The organism is Aeromonas sp. 30P, from assembly GCF_051919805.1.
GTDB lineage: Bacteria > Pseudomonadota > Gammaproteobacteria > Enterobacterales > Aeromonadaceae > Aeromonas > Aeromonas veronii.
In genome coordinates, this window is sequence record NZ_JBQBEA010000001.1 from 2,185,161 (window position 1) to 2,203,820 (window position 18,660).

15 protein-coding genes are annotated in these 18,660 nt (G+C 57.4%); 10 read left to right on the forward strand and 5 right to left on the reverse strand.

The genetic code is table 11. The annotated features are described in order from the left end of the window. Positions 1-71 precede the first annotated feature (71 nt). The 3 genes from nrdA to ubiG all read right to left on the reverse strand — a co-directional run bounded on the left by nrdA (position 72) and on the right by ubiG (position 4,373). On the reverse strand, positions 72-2,339 hold the full coding sequence (nrdA, locus tag ACTG2B_RS10095) for a class 1a ribonucleoside-diphosphate reductase subunit alpha (protein WP_005336705.1): 2,268 nt from the start codon (positions 2,337-2,339) through the stop codon (positions 72-74). A 622-nt stretch (positions 2,340-2,961) separates the two neighbouring features. Continuing rightward, positions 2,962-3,657: an HAD family hydrolase gene (locus ACTG2B_RS10100; protein WP_439995658.1), complete on the reverse strand. Its 696-nt coding sequence runs from the start codon at positions 3,655-3,657 to the stop codon at positions 2,962-2,964. Continuing rightward, positions 3,657-4,373: a bifunctional 2-polyprenyl-6-hydroxyphenol methylase/3-demethylubiquinol 3-O-methyltransferase UbiG gene (ubiG, locus tag ACTG2B_RS10105; RefSeq protein ID WP_439995659.1), complete on the reverse strand. Its 717-nt coding sequence runs from the start codon at positions 4,371-4,373 to the stop codon at positions 3,657-3,659. The genes ACTG2B_RS10100 and ubiG overlap by 1 nt, the downstream gene beginning before the upstream one ends. A gap of 198 nt (positions 4,374-4,571) precedes the next feature. Here ubiG and gyrA point away from each other — a divergent pair, with 198 nt between their 5' ends. Next, positions 4,572-7,319, forward strand: coding sequence for a DNA topoisomerase (ATP-hydrolyzing) subunit A (gene gyrA / locus ACTG2B_RS10110; protein ID WP_439995660.1), 2,748 nt, complete (start codon positions 4,572-4,574; stop codon positions 7,317-7,319). Between the two features lie 107 nt (positions 7,320-7,426). Here the strand turns inward: gyrA and ACTG2B_RS10115 are convergent, their stop codons facing one another. After that, on the reverse strand, positions 7,427-8,824 hold the full coding sequence (locus tag ACTG2B_RS10115; RefSeq protein WP_439995661.1) for an alpha-amylase family protein: 1,398 nt from the start codon (positions 8,822-8,824) through the stop codon (positions 7,427-7,429). A gap of 262 nt (positions 8,825-9,086) precedes the next feature. Here ACTG2B_RS10115 and ACTG2B_RS10120 point away from each other — a divergent pair, with 262 nt between their 5' ends. Beyond that, the gene (locus ACTG2B_RS10120) at positions 9,087-9,242 is read left to right on the forward strand and encodes a hypothetical protein (protein ID WP_005336695.1); all 156 of its coding nucleotides are present in this window, start codon (positions 9,087-9,089) and stop codon (positions 9,240-9,242) included. A 158-nt stretch (positions 9,243-9,400) separates the two neighbouring features. On the opposite strand, the gene ACTG2B_RS10125 is transcribed toward ACTG2B_RS10120, so the two are convergent. Continuing rightward, positions 9,401-10,456 (reverse strand): PA0069 family radical SAM protein, encoded by a 1,056-nt coding sequence (locus ACTG2B_RS10125; RefSeq protein WP_439995662.1) that lies wholly within the window; start codon positions 10,454-10,456, stop codon positions 9,401-9,403. A 173-nt stretch (positions 10,457-10,629) separates the two neighbouring features. On the opposite strand from ACTG2B_RS10125, the gene ACTG2B_RS10130 reads away from it, so the two are divergent. From ACTG2B_RS10130 to ihfA, 8 genes are all read left to right on the forward strand, one after another. Beyond that, positions 10,630-11,217 (forward strand): tetratricopeptide repeat protein, encoded by a 588-nt coding sequence (locus ACTG2B_RS10130; protein ID WP_338454731.1) that lies wholly within the window; start codon positions 10,630-10,632, stop codon positions 11,215-11,217. Positions 11,218-11,449: 232 nt separating this feature from the next. Continuing rightward, the gene (gene thrS, locus ACTG2B_RS10135) at positions 11,450-13,378 is read left to right on the forward strand and encodes a threonine--tRNA ligase (RefSeq protein WP_439995664.1); all 1,929 of its coding nucleotides are present in this window, start codon (positions 11,450-11,452) and stop codon (positions 13,376-13,378) included. 21 nt (positions 13,379-13,399) lie between these two features. Then, positions 13,400-13,930 (forward strand): translation initiation factor IF-3, encoded by a 531-nt coding sequence (infC, locus tag ACTG2B_RS10140; RefSeq protein ID WP_196783562.1) that lies wholly within the window; start codon positions 13,400-13,402, stop codon positions 13,928-13,930. A gap of 86 nt (positions 13,931-14,016) precedes the next feature. Next, positions 14,017-14,214: a 50S ribosomal protein L35 gene (gene rpmI / locus ACTG2B_RS10145; RefSeq protein ID WP_005336688.1), complete on the forward strand. Its 198-nt coding sequence runs from the start codon at positions 14,017-14,019 to the stop codon at positions 14,212-14,214. A gap of 15 nt (positions 14,215-14,229) precedes the next feature. Then, on the forward strand, positions 14,230-14,586 hold the full coding sequence (rplT, locus tag ACTG2B_RS10150; protein WP_005336687.1) for a 50S ribosomal protein L20: 357 nt from the start codon (positions 14,230-14,232) through the stop codon (positions 14,584-14,586). 379 nt (positions 14,587-14,965) lie between these two features. After that, positions 14,966-15,949 (forward strand): phenylalanine--tRNA ligase subunit alpha, encoded by a 984-nt coding sequence (pheS, locus tag ACTG2B_RS10155; RefSeq protein ID WP_005336686.1) that lies wholly within the window; start codon positions 14,966-14,968, stop codon positions 15,947-15,949. 12 nt (positions 15,950-15,961) lie between these two features. Further along, positions 15,962-18,349, forward strand: coding sequence for a phenylalanine--tRNA ligase subunit beta (gene pheT, locus ACTG2B_RS10160; RefSeq protein ID WP_439995666.1), 2,388 nt, complete (start codon positions 15,962-15,964; stop codon positions 18,347-18,349). A gap of 3 nt (positions 18,350-18,352) precedes the next feature. Then, positions 18,353-18,649 carry an integration host factor subunit alpha gene (gene ihfA, locus ACTG2B_RS10165; protein WP_005300715.1) on the forward strand — a complete coding sequence of 99 codons (297 nt, stop codon included), beginning with the start codon at positions 18,353-18,355 and terminating at the stop codon, positions 18,647-18,649. Positions 18,650-18,660: the final 11 nt, after the last annotated feature.

The following is an 18,660-nucleotide window of genomic DNA, read 5'->3' on the forward strand; positions in this document are numbered from 1 at the left end:
AATGTCTGTATGGAGAAAACAGGAGAGCGGGAGCTTGTCGCTCCCGCCCGGTTATCAGATCTTGCCGTGACTTAGATTTTGCAAGCCCCGCCAGCGCAACCGTCATCTTGCAGATCGGTCTGGGCATCGTCCGCACCATCACGGGTGTTGTGATAGTAGAGGGTCTTGAGGCCGTATTTGTAGGCGGTCAGCAAGTCCTTCAGCAGCTGCTTCATCGGCACCTTGTTGCCTTCGAAACGGGCCGGGTCGTAGTTGGTGTTGGCGGAGATCGCCTGATCCACAAACTTCTGCATGATACCGACCAGCTGTAGGTAGCCGTCAACGCTCGGTTGCTTCCAGAGCAATTCGTATTGATCTTTCAGGCGATCATACTCGGGCACCACCTGTTTGAGAATGCCATCTTTGGAGGCCTTGACCGAGACCAGGCCGCGCGGCGGCTCAATGCCGTTGGTGGCGTTGGAGATCTGGCTGGAGGTCTCGCTCGGCATCAGGGCGGTCAGGGTGGAGTTGCGCAGACCCACGGATTTGATCTCTTCACGCAGGCTTTCCCAATCCAGATGCAGCGGCTCGTTGCACAGCGCATCCAGATCCTTCTTGTAGGTGTCGATGGGCAGGATGCCCTGGGCATAGGTGGTCTCGCCAAACAGCGGGCAGGGGCCGAACTCGCGGGCCAGCTGCACGGAGGCTTTCAGCAGGTAGTACTGAATGGCCTCGAAGGTACGGTGAGTCAGGGCCAGACCGGAGCCGTCAGAGTAACGGGCACCGTTTTTGGCCAGGTAGTAGGCGTAGTTGATGACGCCGATCCCCAGGGTGCGACGACCCATGCTGCCCTTCTTGGCGGCGGCAATCGGGTAGTCCTGATAGTCGAGCAGAGCATCGAGGGCGCGCACGGCCAGATCGGCCATCTCTTCCAGATCTTCCAGCTTCTCGATGGCACCCAGGTTGAAGGCGGAGAGGGTGCACAGGGCGATCTCGCCACTCTCGTCGTCGATGTTATTCAGCGGCTTGGTCGGCAGCGCAATTTCGAGGCAAAGGTTGGACTGGCGTACCGGCGCCACGCTTGGGTCGAACGGGCTGTGGGTGTTGCAGTGATCCACGTTCTGGATGTAGATGCGACCGGTACCGGCACGCTCCTGCATCATCAGGGAGAAGAGGTCTACCGCTTTCAGGGTCTTCTTGCGAATAGCCGGATCCTGCTCGTACTTGACGTAGAGCTCTTCGAACTTGTCCTGATCGGCAAAGAAGGCATCGTACAGACCCGGCGCATCGGACGGGGAGAACAGTGTGATGTCACCGCCCTTGATGAGGCGCTGGTACATCAGCTTGTTGATCTGCACGCCGTAGTCCATGTGACGAACACGGTTCTCCTCCACGCCGCGGTTGTTCTTCAGAACCAGCAGGCTTTCCACTTCGGTGTGCCACAGCGGGTAGAACAGGGTGGCCGCACCGCCGCGCACGCCGCCCTGGGAGCAGCACTTCACGGCAGTCTGGAAGTATTTGTAGAAGGGGATGCAACCGGTGTGGAACGCTTCGCCGCCACGGATGGGGCTGCCCAGACCGCGGATGCGACCGGCGTTGATGCCGATACCGGCGCGCTGGGAAACGTAACGCACGATGGAGCTGGCGGTGGCGTTGATGGAGTCCAGGCTGTCGTCGCATTCGATCAGTACGCAGGAGCTGAACTGACGGGTCGGGGTGCGCACGCCGCTCATGATCGGGGTCGGCAGGGAGATCTTGAAGGTCGAGACCGCATCATAGAAGCGCTTGATGTAGTCCAGACGGGTATCTTTCGGATACTTGGAGAAGAGGCAGGCCGCAACCAGCATATAGAGGAACTGCGGGCTCTCGTAGATCTCGCCGGTAACGCGGTTCTGGACCAGATATTTGCCTTCCAGCTGTTTGACTGCCGCGTAGGAGAAATCCATGTCGCGCCAGTGATCCAGATGGGTATTCAGCTCTTCGAATTCGGCCTGGCTGTAGTCTTCCAGCAGGTGCTTGTCGTATTTGCCCATGTCCACCAGACGAGCCACGTGCTGGTAGAGGTGGGGCGGTTCGAACTGGCCGTAGGCCTTCTTGCGCAGGTGGAAGATGGCCAGACGGGCTGCCATGTACTGGTAGTCCGGGGTCTGCTCGGAGATGAGGTCAGCCGTCGCCTTGATGATGGTTTCGTGAATGTCGGCGGTACGGATACCGTCATAGAACTGGATGTGGGATTTGAGCTCAACCTGGGAGACCGACACGTTGTCGAGCCCTTCGGCGGCCCAGTCCAGCACGCGGTGAATTTTATCCAGATCGATGGGTTCTTTGTGTCCGTTACGCTTCGTCACAAACAAGTTCATTGGCTGATGACCTTCAGTTGATTCCCGAAAAACCATCGCACAATGGCGCCACCCAGGCCCCGGCGGTGTGCGGGAGTTGGGTAGAGATTGTGCGATGAATCACAAGATGTAGTGTTATTTTAAGTTCGAGCTACAAGATAGTGAGGTCAGCCCGCCATTGCAATGTGTGGATAAGTGACGAGCTGTGGATAAATTGTGAGTCTTGCCCCATCAGTTAGTGACTGCTCACAGTGAGCGGGTTTTCATTCGTCCGCTCCGCTAAATGCAAGTCTCCCGATCGAAGATGGAAAATTTAAATAACTTTTTTTGCTTGCGAAACGGGGGGCTTTTTACTAGCAAACGGCGGCTGATTATCCCTTATGCAACAAGGGTCAAAAGCTGTCCAGTTGTCGCAGCCGCGGGCTCAGCGTGGCAAGGGCTTTGCATCAGATGACGGTGGTTTGTAGCCGCTTTTTGACGGCTGCTAGCTTGTCAAATGGGTATCCAACAGGCAGAAAGCTGCCTTTATTATCCATGAATAGACGAGTGATGGTGGCGCAGGAGGCAGGAGCGTAAAGGAAAGATGCAAGGGGCGGAGAGTCTCTTCGCCCCGTTATCGCATATCAGCCGGTAAGGCTGCGCGTTACGCCTTGGCCGTCAACTCATAGCGCAGCCAGTGGTGCAGCGCTTGCACGGTATCAAAGTGCAGATCGGCGCCCCACTGGGCGGGATCTTCCTCATCATTGAGATAGCCCCAGCCAGCGACCGCGGTGCGCATGCCGGCGTTGCGGCCCGCTTCGATATCCCGCACATGATCCCCCACATAGAGGCAGTGAGCTGCTTCGACCCCCAGCTTCTCACAAGCAAAGAACATGGGGGCGGGGTCGGGCTTGCGTACCGGCAGGGTGTCGGCGCTGACGGTGACGCCGCAGTTGGCGAGCTGTGGCAGGGCTGCCAGCAGTGGCTCGGTGAGAAAGCCCGGCTTGTTGGTGACGATGCCCCAGGGGAGCTGTTTCTCGTCGAGCCACTGGATAAGATCCACCATTCCTTCATAGGGGCGGGTACCGACACAAAGATTGGCCGCGTAGTAGTCGAGCAGGGCATTGCGCAGGCGGGTGGCCCCCAGCTCTTCAAGCAGTTCGTCGCCGAGGCCCGCTTTCAGCAGCCCGAGCGCTCCGTGGGAGGTGGTCTGACGAATGATGTCGTCAGAGAGCGGCGCAAAACCTTCGTTTATCAGTACATGGTTGACGGCTGCTCCAAGATCCGGGGCTGTGTCGAGCAGGGTGCCATCCAGATCGAACAGCACACCGCGCAGGGGCAGAGGGTGAGAGGCGCTCATCAACCTTGCTCCGGGCGGACAAACTCCACCATATAGTTGACGTCGACATTCTTGCCGAGCTTGAACTGGTTGGTGAGGGGGGCGTAGTGGACGCCGCTCATGTCCCGCACCAGCAGGCCCGCCGCTTCACCCATGCGACACAGTTCGGCCGGGGTGATGAATTTTTTGTGATCGTGGGTACCCTTGGGCACCATCTTCATCAGGTATTCGGCCCCGATGATCATCATCAGATAGGATTTGGGGTTGCGGTTGATGGTGGAGACGAACACCCGTCCGCCCGGGCGCACCAGGGTAGCGATGGCGCGCAGCACGGAGGCGGGGTCCGGCACATGCTCCAGCATCTCCATGCAGGTGACCACGTCATACTGGCTTGGCACTTCGGCGGCATGGGCTTCGGCAGTGATCTGGCGGTACTCGAGCTCGACACCCTGCTCCAGAGCGTGCAAGCGGGCGACGCCGAGGGGCTCCTTGCCCATGTCGATGCCGGTGACCCTGGCGCCACGGCGGGCCATGCTTTCGGAGAGGATGCCACCACCGCAGCCGATATCGAGAATGCGCTTGCCAAACAGACCGCCACTTTTGTCGGTGATCCAGTCAAGGCGTACCGGATTGATTTGATGCAGGGGTTTGAATTCACCTTCCATGTCCCACCAGCGGGACGCGATGGCTTCAAACTTGGCGATTTCTGTCAGATCGACATTGGCATCACTGTTCATTTTTCGAAGATCCTGTGGCAGGGCGCCCGCTTCTGAGTCATGGGCGCAATCTATTGTCCTGGCGGGCATTATAACGGACGGACTTTGTCACACCAGCCCGATCTGATACCCGATTTGTGGCTTAAGGTATTTGGCTCAGTGTGTTACCATGTCGCGCTGTTTAAGCCAAAGAACAACTAATTAGGGATAAGGCTTTCTATGAGCGATCTGGCCAGAGAGATCACGCCGGTCAACATCGAAGAAGAGCTCAAGAGTTCCTATCTTGATTACGCCATGAGCGTGATCGTAGGACGAGCTCTGCCGGATGTGCGTGATGGCTTGAAACCGGTTCACCGCCGCGTTCTGTTTGCTATGAACGAGTTGGGGAACGACTGGAACAAGCCCTATAAAAAATCGGCCCGTGTGGTCGGTGACGTAATCGGTAAATATCACCCGCACGGCGATGTCGCTGTGTATGACACCATTGTCCGGATGGCGCAGGATTTCTCCATGCGTTACATGCTGGTCGATGGTCAGGGCAACTTCGGTTCAGTCGACGGCGACAGCGCCGCGGCGATGCGTTATACCGAAGTGCGGATGGCCCGCATCTCCCACGAGCTGCTGGCCGATCTGGACAAAGAGACCGTGGACTGGGTGCCGAACTATGACGGCACCGAGATGATCCCGGCGGTCATGCCTACCAAGGTTCCCAACCTGCTGGTCAACGGCTCCTCCGGTATCGCGGTGGGCATGGCGACCAACATTCCGCCTCACAACCTCACCGAGATTGTCAATGGCTGCCTGGCGCTGATCGAAAACGGCGACCTCACCATTGACGAGCTGATGACCTACATCACCGGCCCGGATTTCCCCACCGGCGGCATTATCAACGGTCGTTCCGGCATCGTGCAGGCGTACCGTACCGGTCGTGGCTCCATCTATGTGCGGGCCAAAGCTGAAGTGGAAGTGGACGAGAAGACCAGTCGCGAGACCATCATCGTTCACGAGATCCCCTATCAGGTGAACAAGGCTCGACTGATCGAAAAGATCGCCGAGCTGGTCAAAGAGAAGAAGATCGAGGGCATCAGTGCCCTGCGCGATGAGTCTGACAAAGACGGCATGCGCATCGTTATCGAGATCAAGCGCGGCGAGTCCGGCGAGATTGTGCTGAACAATCTCTACAAGCACACCCAGATGCAGACCACGTTCGGCATCAACATGGTGGCGCTCGATAACAACCAGCCCAAGGTGATGAACCTTAAAGAGATCCTGGATGCGTTCCTGCTGCACCGCCGTGAAGTGGTGACTCGCCGGACCGTGTTTGAACTGCGCAAGGCGCGGGATCGGGCACACATTTTGGAAGGTCTGGCGGTTGCGCTGGCCAACATCGATCCCATCATCGAGCTGATCCGCCACAGCGCGACCCCGGCCGACGCGAAAGCGGGCCTGGTTGCCAAGGGCTGGGAACTCGGCAACGTGGCCGCCATGCTGGAAAAAGCGGGCGACGACGCGGCACGGCCCGAGTGGCTGGAGCCGGAGTTTGGTATCCGTGAAGGCCAATACTTCCTGACCGAACAGCAAGCCCAGGCCATCCTTGACCTGCGTCTGCACAAGCTGACCGGCCTCGAGCACGAGAAGATCCTGGAAGAGTACCAATCTCTGCTGGATCTCATCGCCGAGCTGCTGCACATCCTGGCGAGCCCGGCTCGTCTGATGGAAGTGATCCGCGATGAACTGCTGGCTGTGCGTGAGCAGTATGGCGACGAGCGTCGCACCGAGATCAGCATGTCCAGTGCCGAGATCAACATCGAAGATCTGATCACCCCGGAAGACGTGGTGGTTACCCTGTCTCACCAGGGCTATGTGAAGTATCAGCCTCTCTCCGACTACGAGGCCCAGCGCCGCGGTGGTCGTGGCAAGTCGGCCACCCGGATCAAGGAAGAGGACTTTGTGGAGCGTCTGCTGGTGGCCAACACCCACGACACCATTCTGTGCTTCTCCACCCGTGGCAAGGTCTACTGGCTCAAGGTTTACCAGCTGCCGGAGGCGTCCCGTGGCGCCCGTGGTCGTCCGATCATCAACCTGCTGCCGCTGGAAGAGGGTGAGCGTATCACCGCTATCCTGCCGGTGAAGGAGTATGACGCCGAGAAGTATGTGTTCTTCGCCACCGCCAACGGTACCGTGAAGAAGACCAGCCTCTCTGACTTCAGCCGTCCGCTCTCCTCCGGTATCCGCGCCATCAACCTCAAAGAGGGTGATGAGCTGATCGGGGTGGATATCACCGATGGCAGCAACGAGATCATGCTCTTCTCCGATGCGGGTAAAGTCGTTCGCTTCGCGGAAGGCAGCGGTCGCGCTGATGCCGATGTCAGCGATGACGTTGAAACCGACGATGACGCCGGTAACGACGATGATGGCAGCGACAACGGCGAAGGCACCGAAAGCAAGGGTACCTTCAAGGGCGTGCGTCCCATGGGTCGTACCGCAGCCGGGGTGCGCGGCATCAAGCTGGGCGCCGGTGACAAGGTGGTTTCCCTCATCGTTCCGCGCGGCGAAGGTGCCATCCTCACCGCCACCGAGAACGGTTACGGCAAGCGGACTGCGTTGGCCGAATACCCGACCAAGAGCCGTGGTACCCAGGGCGTTATCTCCATCAAGGTGGATGAGCGTAATGGCAAGGTGATCGATGCGATCCAGGTCGAAGATACCGACCAGATCATGCTGATCACCAACGGTGGCACCCTGGTGCGTACCCGTGTTGCCGAGGTGAGCGTCATTGGCCGTAACACCGGCGGTGTCCGTCTGATCCGTACCGGTGAAGACGAGACCGTGGTTGGCCTGCAGCGTATCGCCGAGAGCGACGAAGATGAGAACGACGCACTGGCCGTTGACGGTGAGGTATCTGAAGGTACCGATACCGCGACCGGCACTGATGCAGTCGATGCAGGGGAAGCGGACGACGAGTAATCGTCACCAGTTACCCGAGCAACGTCTCTGATCAAAAAGAGCGACCCTGGTGGTCGCTCTTTTTATTTGTCTGCTTTTTATGACTCTACGCTGCTCTTACGGCTGGATCACTCCTGCAGCCACATTCTGGCGCTGCGGGCGGGAATGGCGACCCGTACCCACTGGCTCTGCACGTTGACTACGGTCCCTTGGTCGAGCACGTCCCGATAGTTGCGATACCAGTTCATCTCGAACCTGGCGGTATCGAGCCAGTACTCTTGCTCGTAGTCGCACTTGTTGATGCCGACCAGCCCCTGTTTGCCCCGTTTGAACAGCACGAAGCAGTCACTGCTGCCGATCAGCTGCATGGGTTGACCCTGCACCGCATTGTGGAAGCGGATCATCCCCTTGAGATCGGCTCGCTGGTAGTAATCCTGCCAGCGCAGTCCATCCTTGGCCTGGGTCTCGCCGTGATCCGAATAGACCAGCGGCGAGCCACCATCGCGGCCGAGCAGGTAGGCATAGGCCAGCTTCTCGTCAGTCTGACTCAGGATCTGATAGCGGAAGCCGTCGTTGGTGGGGATGTCGTGGGTCACGGCAAAGGTGACGGCACGACTGCCCGGCAGCGCCTGACCATAGGCGCCCGGATCCGCCAGCAGGTTCATGCTGCCACCGTAACTGAAGGCACCGCGCAGGGAGGCAAACAGCGGAAAGTCATAGGCACCCTGGCCGCTGCTGTCGAGGTAGGGTTTGAGGAAGCGCTCGTAATCGGTGCTGCCAGCCCCCCCTGTGGTGATCACCTCGCCAAACACGTGCATCCCCTGTTTGATCTCGGGGGTGAATACGGCGTTGATCTGGTAATCGCTCATGTGTTTGACCGCATCGACCCGAAAACCCTTGATCCCCATCTCCTTGAGCGCCTTGAGATAGGCCTGTTGCTGGCTCACTACCCAGTTGTTGGGATCCAGATCCGGCAACCCCTTGTCACCGGCACCGCCACAGAGACGCCAATACTGGACATGACCCGGATCGCTCCAGTCGCTGATGCACCCTTCGGGATGAAAATCCTGACCGGAGAGGAAGTTTTGCCCGAGATCGCCAAACAGTTTCTGGCGCTCGAAATAGGCCGGGTTGCTGGCGTAGCTTTGCAGCAGCTCGTTGCCAGGATAGTTGAGATCGCTGCGTTTCCAGCTTTCGTTGGCCATGTGGTTGAGCACTACATCGGCATAGACGGCGATACCCCGCGCCTTCATGGCGGCGATCAGCTGCTCGAGATCCTGCTTGTTGCCAAGAGGGGAGTCGACAAGGCGCAGATCCTGCGGCTGGTAACGGGCCCACCATTCGTTGCCTGATGACTTGAGAGGCGGCGAGATGAGTACCTGTTTGTAACCGGCCGACTTGATAAGGTCGGCTTTGGCGGTCACTTCACTGTACTTCCAGTTGAAGGCGTGCAGTATGACGTCGGCGTGCGCCAAGGGGGCGATCAGCATGCCTGCGATCGCCCATATTCCCGCTGTGTGTTTCATTATTGTGTCCCTGTTTTTATATATGCCTGAATGGGCAAGCTAGCTTTGGCGGGAACAGGGTGGGCTGCAATCCACAACCTGCAGATTTGTGACCGCTTTCAGGATGATTTCGCCGATTATGTGAGCTATTTCGGCTTTTCCTTGTCACGGCCAGTTGCCTTTTTACAAGTGATTTTTTTGTCATTTCCCTGTCATTCCCAGCCGCTATCCTGCCGGGCGAGTGGTGCGTTGTTGCTATCACCTTCACCGTCAGGAGTTGCATATGACCAGTTGGATCACGTGGGAAATTTGGTGGAGCCGGGTATGGGGCGAGTCAGAGGTGCCGCAGTATGAAGAGGATGAGCACGAAGTGGCCCATGAACCCTCGCGGCTGCCGGTTGAAATGGTGCAGCAGGGTCGGGATCAGCGCGCAGGCTAAGGCGTTAGCCCTCTCTTTAGCGGGTAGCGCTTTCTTGTCGCGACATGGCTACTTCGTTGGAAAATTCTGAAAAGCGGGGTTTCCACAGGATGTGTTGCGGCAGGCCTTCCTCTCAACCTCTTGGCACGCCTGATGTGTGAAGGGCGTGAGCAGGGGGATTAGAAGAGCGACAGCTGCTCCCCGGGGCGGATAAATCCATCCAGCCTGAGCTGAATATGGCGTTTACCCAGATCGAGGCGCTTGCTGATAAGGCGAAATCGCTGGGCCAGCAGATCTGAAAAGTGCCCCTCACCGCGCATGCGGGTGCCGAAGGCGGTACTGTTGAGCCCGCCACCGCGGCTGGCTCGCAACTGATTCAAAATAGCCTCCTTCTGGCCCGGATAGTGGGTATCGAGCCAGTCACCAAATAGCGGCGCCAGCTCGTGGGGCAGGCGCAGCAGGATGTAATCGGCGCAACTGGCGCCAGCCTCGGCGGCCGATTTGATGATCTGCTCCAGCTCCGGTTCATTGAGCCGCGGGATCATGGGGGCGGCCAGTACTCCCACCTGCACGCCAGCGTTGGCCAGCTTCTCGATCACTTTCAAGCGGCCGGTGCCCGTGCTGGCGCGGGGCTCCAGCTGTCGGCGCAGGGTTTCATTCAAGGTCGTCACCGACACCATCACCTGACAGAGCCCCTCTCTGGCGAGTTCGCTCAGCAAGTCGAGATCCCGCAATATCATGGCGCTTTTGGTGATAAGCCCCACCGGATGGCGATGGGCCAGCATCACTTCCAGCAGTTGACTGGTGAGACGATAGCGCTGCTCGATGGGTTGATAGGGGTCGGTATTGGCGCCAATGAAGATGGTCTGTGGCTGATAGGCAGGTTTGGCAAACTCCCTGCGCATCAGGTCGGCTGCATTGCGTTTGGCAAACAGCTTGCTCTCGAAATCGAGGCCGGGGGAGAGCTCCAGATAGGCGTGACTGGGTCTGGCATAGCAGTAGATGCAGCCGTGTTCGCACCCCTGATAGGGGTTGATGGAGCGACCAAAGGGGACATCCGGCGAGCTGTTGTAGCTGATGATACTGCGTGCATCGATCTCCCGCACCTCGGTGCCAGGCACAGAAGAAGTGAAGGCGGCATCCCAATCGGACGATTGCCAGCCGTCATCGACCGCCTCGACAAGGGGACCGCTAAAACGGTGATCGATATTGTGGGGACTGCCTCGTCCTGCCATGGTGTGCACCGACACTGTTTATACATACAGTTATTTTGCAGGTGCCCCGGATAAATGACAACAACTGCTGATCGACCGGGTGCAAAAAGGGTTGTCGTAGAGATCTCTAGCTTGATCGCGGCGCTACATTTCGTTTACATAGACGAAATGAGAACTGGATCACGGAAATCATCATGAGACCCACCACTTCCCGCTGGCTGTTTATCGGTCTGCTTGCCCTGGTTATCTGGCGTCTGCTTCCGCTCTCCACCGAGCAGGAGATGGCTGCTGCCAACCGTGCCTGGCGTACCGGTCACTTCGATGAGGCGACCCGGATCTGGTCGCCACTGGCCGAGCAAGGGCAACCTAGGGCACAGGCACTCATGGGCTGGAGCCATGAGGTGGGGCAGGGGAGCGAGCAGGATATCCATCAGGCCATCAGCCTCTATCGCCAGTCGGCGCAGGCAGGGGATCCCTTCGGCCAATATCGGCTGGCAGAGCTCTATCTGCGCGGTGTCGGGGTCAAGCGAGATCTGCGCCAAGCCTTTCACTGGATGGATCAGGCAGCCCGTAATGGTGACGTCCCGGCCATGCTGAAAGTCGGCGTCCTTCATCTGATGGGGGTCAGCGGCAGGGTCGATTTGCCTCAGGCGAAACAGTGGCTCTATCAGGCGGCACAAAAGGGCAACAAGCTGGCGCTTCAGGTGCTGCAAGAGCTGGCGCTGGCCGAGGAGGGGAGCAGTGACTTTGACTTCAACTGGCAATCCCTGCTTGGCGAATAGTCGGCAGGCGACTCATTTGACTGTAGAAAATATCTGCAAATCCGATACAGCACGCCCGACTTCTGGTAGCATGGGGCCGTTTTGGCTTGGTTTGTCACGTTAGACATGTGGTTTACGTGTCAGGCCGTCTTCGCAAAGTGCTGTGGAGAACCAAAACATCACCTTTTTGAATCTCTTTTCCATCCCGCATGTGATCTTTGGTAGGGGTCACCACTGTATAAGGAAACACATAATGCCAATCATTACTCTGCCTGACGGCAGCCAACGTCAATTTGCCCACTCTGTTTCCGTCATGGATGTGGCTGCGGACATCGGTCCCGGTCTCGCCAAGGCGTGCATTGCCGGTCGGGTAAACGGTGAACTGGTGGATGCGTGCGAGCTGATCGAAGCCGATGCAGCGCTGGCCATCATCACCGCCAAAGACGAAGAAGGTCTGGACATCCTGCGCCACTCCTGCGCCCACTTGCTGGGTCATGCTATCAAGCAACTCTGGCCCCAGACCAAGATGGCCATCGGCCCTGTCATCGACAACGGCTTCTACTATGACGTTGATCTTGACCGTACCCTGACCGATGAAGATCTGGCTGCCCTGGAAGAGCGCATGCTGGCGCTGGTAGCCAAGGATTACGACGTCATCAAGAAGAAAGTCTCCTGGCAAGAAGCACGCGATGTATTCGAGGCGCGCGGCGAGTCTTACAAAGTCGAAATCCTGGATCAGAACATTGCCCGTGATGACCAGCCAGGTCTCTATCATCACGAAGAGTACATCGACATGTGTCGCGGCCCGCACGTGCCCAACATGCGTCACTGCCACCACTTCAAGTTGCTAAAGATGTCCGGCGCCTACTGGCGTGGCGACTCCAACAACAAGATGCTGCAGCGTATCTACGGTACCGCCTGGGCTGACAAGAAGCAGCTCAAGGCCTATCTGCAGCGCCTGGAAGAGGCCGCCAAGCGCGACCACCGCAAGATCGGCAAGCAGCTCGACCTGTATCACATGCAGGAAGAAGCACCCGGTATGGTGTTCTGGCACAACGATGGCTGGACCATCTTCCGTGAGCTGGAAACCTTTATCCGCGGCAAGCTCAAAGAGTACGACTATCAGGAAGTGAAAGGTCCGTTCATGATGGACCGCGTCCTGTGGGAGCGTTCAGGTCACTGGGAGAAGTATGCCCAGGCCATGTTCACTACCCAGTCCGAAAACCGCGAGTACGCCATCAAGCCGATGAACTGCCCGGGTCACGTCCAGATCTTCAATCAGGGTCTGAAGTCCTACCGCGATCTGCCGCTGCGTATGGCAGAGTTTGGTTCCTGCCACCGCAATGAGCCGTCCGGTTCCCTGCACGGTCTGATGCGGGTGCGCGGTTTCACTCAGGATGACGCGCACATCTTCTGTACTGAAGAGCAGATCATGGAAGAGGTCTCCGGCTGTATTCGTATGGTCTATGACGTCTACGGCACCTTTGGCTTCGAGAACATCGTGGTCAAGCTCTCCACTCGTCCGGAACAGCGTATCGGCTCCGACGAAATGTGGGATCGCGCCGAGCAGGCACTGGCGGAAGCGCTGGAGCTCAACGGTCTGAAATACGATCTGCAACCGGGTGAAGGTGCCTTCTACGGTCCCAAAATTGAATTTACCCTGCACGATTGCCTTGATCGTGCGTGGCAATGTGGTACCGTGCAGCTCGACTTTGCCCTGCCTGGTCGTCTGGGTGCCACTTATGTGGGCGAAAACAACGATCGCCATGTACCTGTGATGATCCACCGGGCCATCCTGGGTTCTATCGAGCGCTTCATCGGTATTCTGACTGAAGAGTACGCCGGTCTGTTCCCGACCTGGTTGGCACCGACTCAGGCTGTGGTCATGAATATCACGGACAATCAGGCCGATTATGCGGTGAAAGTAGCCAAAGCATTGAATGATGCGGGCCTTCGCGCAAAAGCGGACTTGAGAAATGAGAAGATTGGCTTTAAAATCCGCGAGCATACTTTGAAGCGAGTACCTTTCATGCTGGTCTGCGGCGATAAAGAAGTTGAAGCCGGTAAGATTGCAGTACGGACTCGTAAAGGGGCTGACCTGGGCACTTATCCTGTTGAAGAGTTCATCGCTCTGTTGACCCAGGAAGTTCAGACCCGCGGACAAAAGAAAGTGGAGGAATAAGCTATAAAAGGCGGAAAAAAACTGGGCAAGCAACCGCAAGCCCGCGCTCACCGGATCAATGAAGAGATCCGTCTGAAAGAAGTTCGTCTGACTGGTCTGGATGGTGAAGCCATTGGCATTACCTCCATTCAGGATGCTCTGAACTTGGCCGCAGAGGCCGGAGTTGATCTGGTAGAGATCAGTCCAAATGCTGAGCCGCCCGTTTGCCGGATCATGGATTACGGCAAATTCCTCTACGAAAAGAGCAAAACAACCAAAGAACAGAAGAAAAAGCAGAAAGTCGTCCAGGTCAAGGAAATCAAATTCCGTCCTGGCACTGACGAAGGCGACTATCAGGTAAAACTACGCAACCTGGTTCGCTTTCTGGAAGACGGGGACAAGGCTAAGGTCACCCTGCGCTTCCGTGGTCGTGAAATGGCCCACCAGGATCTTGGTATCAAGGTTCTGGAGCGCGTCAAGAACGATCTGGAAGAGTTGGCCGTAGTCGAGTCGTTCCCGAAAGTCGAAGGCCGTCAAGCTGTAATGGTCCTCGCACCTAAGAAGAAATCTTAAGGCCCACAAGAAATTGACTCATGGGGCTTGCCCCATGAGTTGGTTCGCCTTGCGATTTTGTTGTCACTCACAATGCGGAGTATGAAATGCCGAAGATGAAAACCAACCGGGGTGCTGCAAAGCGCTTCAAGAAGACTGGCTCGGGTCGCTTCAAGTGCAAGCACAACCACCTGCGTCACATCCTGACCAAGAAGAGCAGCAAGCGTAAGCGTCAGCTGGGACCGAAATTCATGGTTTCTGCTGCCGACCACAAACGTGTTGTCGCTTGTCTGCCGTACGCATAAGGGGGGATGTGAAAAATGCCAAGAGTTAAACGTGGTGTGACTGCTCGAGCTCGTCACAAGAAAGTAATGAAAGCCGCCAAAGGTTACTACGGCGCTCGTTCCCGTGTTTACCGCGTAGCGGTACAAGCGGTAACCAAAGCTGGTCAGTATGCCTACCGTGACCGTCGCCAGAAAAAGCGTCAGTTCCGTCAGCTGTGGATTGCGCGTATCAACGCTGCAGCCCGTCAGAACGGTCTGTCCTACAGCCGTCTGATCAACGGTCTGAAGAAGGCTTCTATCGAGATCGATCGCAAGATCCTGTCCGATATCGCCGTTCACGACAAAATGGCTTTCACCGCCCTGGTTGAAAAAGCTAAAGCAGCTCTGGTTTAATCCAGTTCTGTTATAAACGCTAAAAGGAGGCTCAGGCCTCCTTTTTTGTATCTATAAGTCTCTGTTTTACATTGCTTTTTCCTTTCTCCCGTCCATATTCTGTCCACTGTTTTACACGCGCTACAGTTTTCTCCACACAAGGCGATGTGTGCGAGATGACCTGTTCTACAACTGCTTTATATGCCAACAAACTAAATGTTTGTTCCACTATTTCAGGACTGACGGTGAGCCGATGAGACTCGCTTGATATAACAAAATGATTTGTAGGGAGAAAAGCCCACCTTAACTATGGTCAGCGAAGGGGCTTTTTTTGTATTATTCCACTCTTGACCTTATTTAGCCTAAAGGCTCCTGTACCGGGAGTGGTGACGAGGAAGACATGCAACAGCTTGAAGAAGTAGTCGGCCAAGCCAGAGCCGAAATTGAGGGCGTGAGCGATATCGCGACCCTCGACGAAATCCGGGTCAAATATCTGGGTAAAAAGGGCTTTTTTACCGAGCAGATGAAGGGCCTGGGTGCCTTGTCTGCAGAAGAGCGTCCCGCCGCGGGCGCCGTGATCAACCAGGCTAAACAGCAGGTTCAGGATGCGCTGAACGAGCGTCGTGAAGCGCTCGAAGTCGCCGTGCTGAACCAGAAGCTGGCTGCCGAGACCATCGACGTCAGCCTGCCGGGTCGCCGCATCGAGAATGGCGGTCTGCACCCGGTAACCCGCACCATCGAGCGCATCGAGCGCCTGTTTGGCGAGATGGGCTTCAAGGTTGCCCGTGGTCCCGAGATTGAAGATGGCTTCCACAACTTCGATGCGCTGAACATTCCGGCTCATCACCCGGCGCGTACCGATCACGATACCTTCTACTTCAATCCTGATCTGATGCTGCGTACCCACACCTCGGGCGTGCAGATCCGCACCATGGAACATCAGCAGCCGCCGATCCGCATCATTGCACCGGGCCGCGTTTATCGTAACGACTACGATATGACCCACACCCCGATGTTCCATCAGGTTGAAGGTCTGCTGGTTGACGAGCATGCCAGCTTTACCGAGCTGAAGGGCATTCTGCACGACTTCCTGCGCAACTACTTCGAGGAAGACCTGACCATTCGCTTCCGTCCTTCCTACTTCCCGTTCACCGAGCCGAGCGCCGAAGTCGACGTGATGGGCAAGAATGGCAAGTGGCTGGAAGTGCTGGGCTGCGGCATGGTGCACCCGAACGTGCTGCGTTCGGTCGGTATCGATCCGGAAAAATACTCCGGCTTTGCCTTCGGCATGGGCGTTGAGCGCCTGACCATGCTGCGTTACGGGGTCAACGACCTGCGTGCCTTCTTCGAAAACGACCTGCGCTTCCTCAAGCAGTTCAAGTAAGGGCGAGAGAACATGAAATTCAGTAAATCCTGGGTGATGGAGTGGGTCCGCACCGAGTTGAGTGACAACGCGCTGGCCGAGCAGATCACCATGGCCGGTCTGGAAGTGGACGCCGTGGAAGCGGTGGCTGGCCAGTTCAACAATGTGGTTGTGGGTGAAGTGGTCGAGTGCGCCCAGCATCCGGACGCCGACAAACTGCGGGTGACCAAGGTCAACGTGGGCGAGCCCGAGCTGCTGGACATTGTCTGCGGTGCGCCGAACTGCCGTCAGGGCCTCAAAGTGTGTGTGGCCAAAGTAGGGGCGACCCTGCCGGGTGATTTCACCATCAAGAAAGCCAAACTGCGTGGCCAACCGTCCCACGGCATGCTCTGCTCTTTCAGTGAGCTGGGGATCGACGTTGAAGCCGATGGCATTATCGAGCTGCCGGCCAATGCCCCCATCGGTACCGATATTCGCGACTACCTCAATCTGAATGACGTCTCCATCGATGTGGATCTGACTCCGAACCGTGCCGATTGCCTCGGTATCGCCGGTCTGGCTCGTGAAATTGGCGTGCTCAACAGCGTGGACGTGGTCGAGCCGACCTGGGCACCAGCTGTTGCAACCATTGATGCAACTTTCCCGATCCGGGTTGAAGCACCAGCTGATTGCCCCCGTTATCTGGGGCGCGTCATCAAGGGGCTGAACTTGCAGGCCCAGAGTCCGCTCTGGATGCAAGAGAAGCTGCGCCGTGGCGGCATTCGCTCCATCGACGCCATCGTCGACATCACCAACTATCTGCTGCTGGAATACGGTCAGCCGATGCACGCCTTCGATCTGGCTACCCTGGAAGGGGAACTGGTGGTACGTCGCGCCCACGCTGACGAGCCGATGACCCTGCTCGACGGTAACGAAGTCAAGCTCAAAGAGACCACCCTGGTGATTGCCGATGCCAAAGGTCCTGCCTGCATGGCCGGTATCTTCGGTGGCAATCGCACCGGTGTATCCGAGACCACTACGGATATCCTGCTGGAGTGCGCCTTCTTCGCGCCACTCTCCATCACCGGTCGTGCTCGCGCTTACGGTCTGCACACCGACTCTTCCCATCGCTTCGAGCGTGGGGTTGATCCGGAGCTGCAAGCCAAGGTGATGGACCGTGCAACTCGCCTGCTGCTGGATATCTGCGGCGGCGAAGCGGGTCCGGTCATCGAGGTCAAATCCGATGCCCATCTGCCGAAAGCGGCACCTATCAAGCTGCGTCGCAGCAAGCTCGACAAGGTGATCGGTATCAGCGTGGCTGACGCTCAGGTGGTCGAGATCCTGACTCGCCTCGGCATGCAGGTGACTGTGGATGCTGACGGTTGGACTGCGCTGGCACCCTCCTGGCGTTTCGATATCGCCATCGAGGAAGATCTCATCGAGGAAGTGGCTCGTATCTACGGTTACAACAACATCCCGAACCTGAAACCCGCTGCCTCCTTGGCGATGGTGGAGCAGGCAGAAGGGCAGGTGACCTTGAAGCGCGTGCGCGACCTGCTGGTTGACCGCGGTTTCCAGGAAGCGATCACCTACAGCTTCGTTGATCCCAAGATCCAGCAAACCCTGTTCCCGCAGAGCGATGCCATCGTGCTGCCGAACCCCATCTCGGTCGAGATGTCCGCCATGCGGGTCTCTCTGTTCCCGGGTCTGGTGCAGGCGGTGGTTTACAACCAGAACCGTCAGCAGCCGCGCGTGCGTCTGTTCGAGCAGGGTCTGCGTTTCATCAAGGATGAAAGCGCCGAGAACGGCATCCGTCAGGAGCCGATGCTGGCCGGTATCATCACTGGCAACCAGAGCGACGAGCACTGGGACATCAAAACCCGCGCAGCCGACTTCTTTGATTTGAAAGGGGATCTGGAAGCGGTGCTGGACCTGACCGCCGAAGGGGCCACCTTTAGCTTCGAGCGCACCGAGCACAGCGCCCTGCACCCGGGCCAGAGCGCAGCCATCCTGCGCAATGGCGAGATCATCGGCCACATCGGCGTGATCCACCCGAGCCTCGAGAAGAAGCTGGGCCTCAAGAGCCGCGCGGTGATGTTTGAGCTGGAGCTGGACAAGCTGACCCCGGCCAAGGTGCCTGTGGCAGCCGAAGTTTCCAAGTTCCCGGCGAACCGTCGCGACATCGCCGTGGTGGTCGATCGTCAGGTTCTGGCAGGTGATGTGCTTGCGGTAATTAAAAAAGTTGGCGGAAATCAGGTAGTTGGAATAAACTTGTTTGACGTATACCAGGGTGCTGGTATGGCAGAGGACAAGAAGAGCCTGGCCATCAGTCTTGTATTGCAAGACACCCAGCGCACCCTGGAGGAGAAAGAGATTGCCGAGACCGTAGACAATGTCGTGCGGGCCCTTGGTGAAGAGTTGAATGCATCCTTGAGGGATTGATCTATGGCGCTTACCAAAGCCGACATTGCAGAGCACCTGTTCACCCAGCTCGGGATGAGCAAGCGTGAAGCCAAAGATATGGTGGAAGCCTTCTTTGAGGAAATCCGACAGGCGCTTGAGCGTGGTGAACAAGTCAAGATTTCAGGCTTCGGTAACTTTGACCTTCGTGAGAAGAATCAGCGTCCCGGACGCAACCCCAAGACGGGCGAGGATATTCCTATCAGCGCCCGCCGCGTGGTGACCTTCCGGCCTGGCCAGAAGCTCAAGGCCAGGGTAGAAAATGTTGAACCCAACGAGTGATAAAAAGCCAG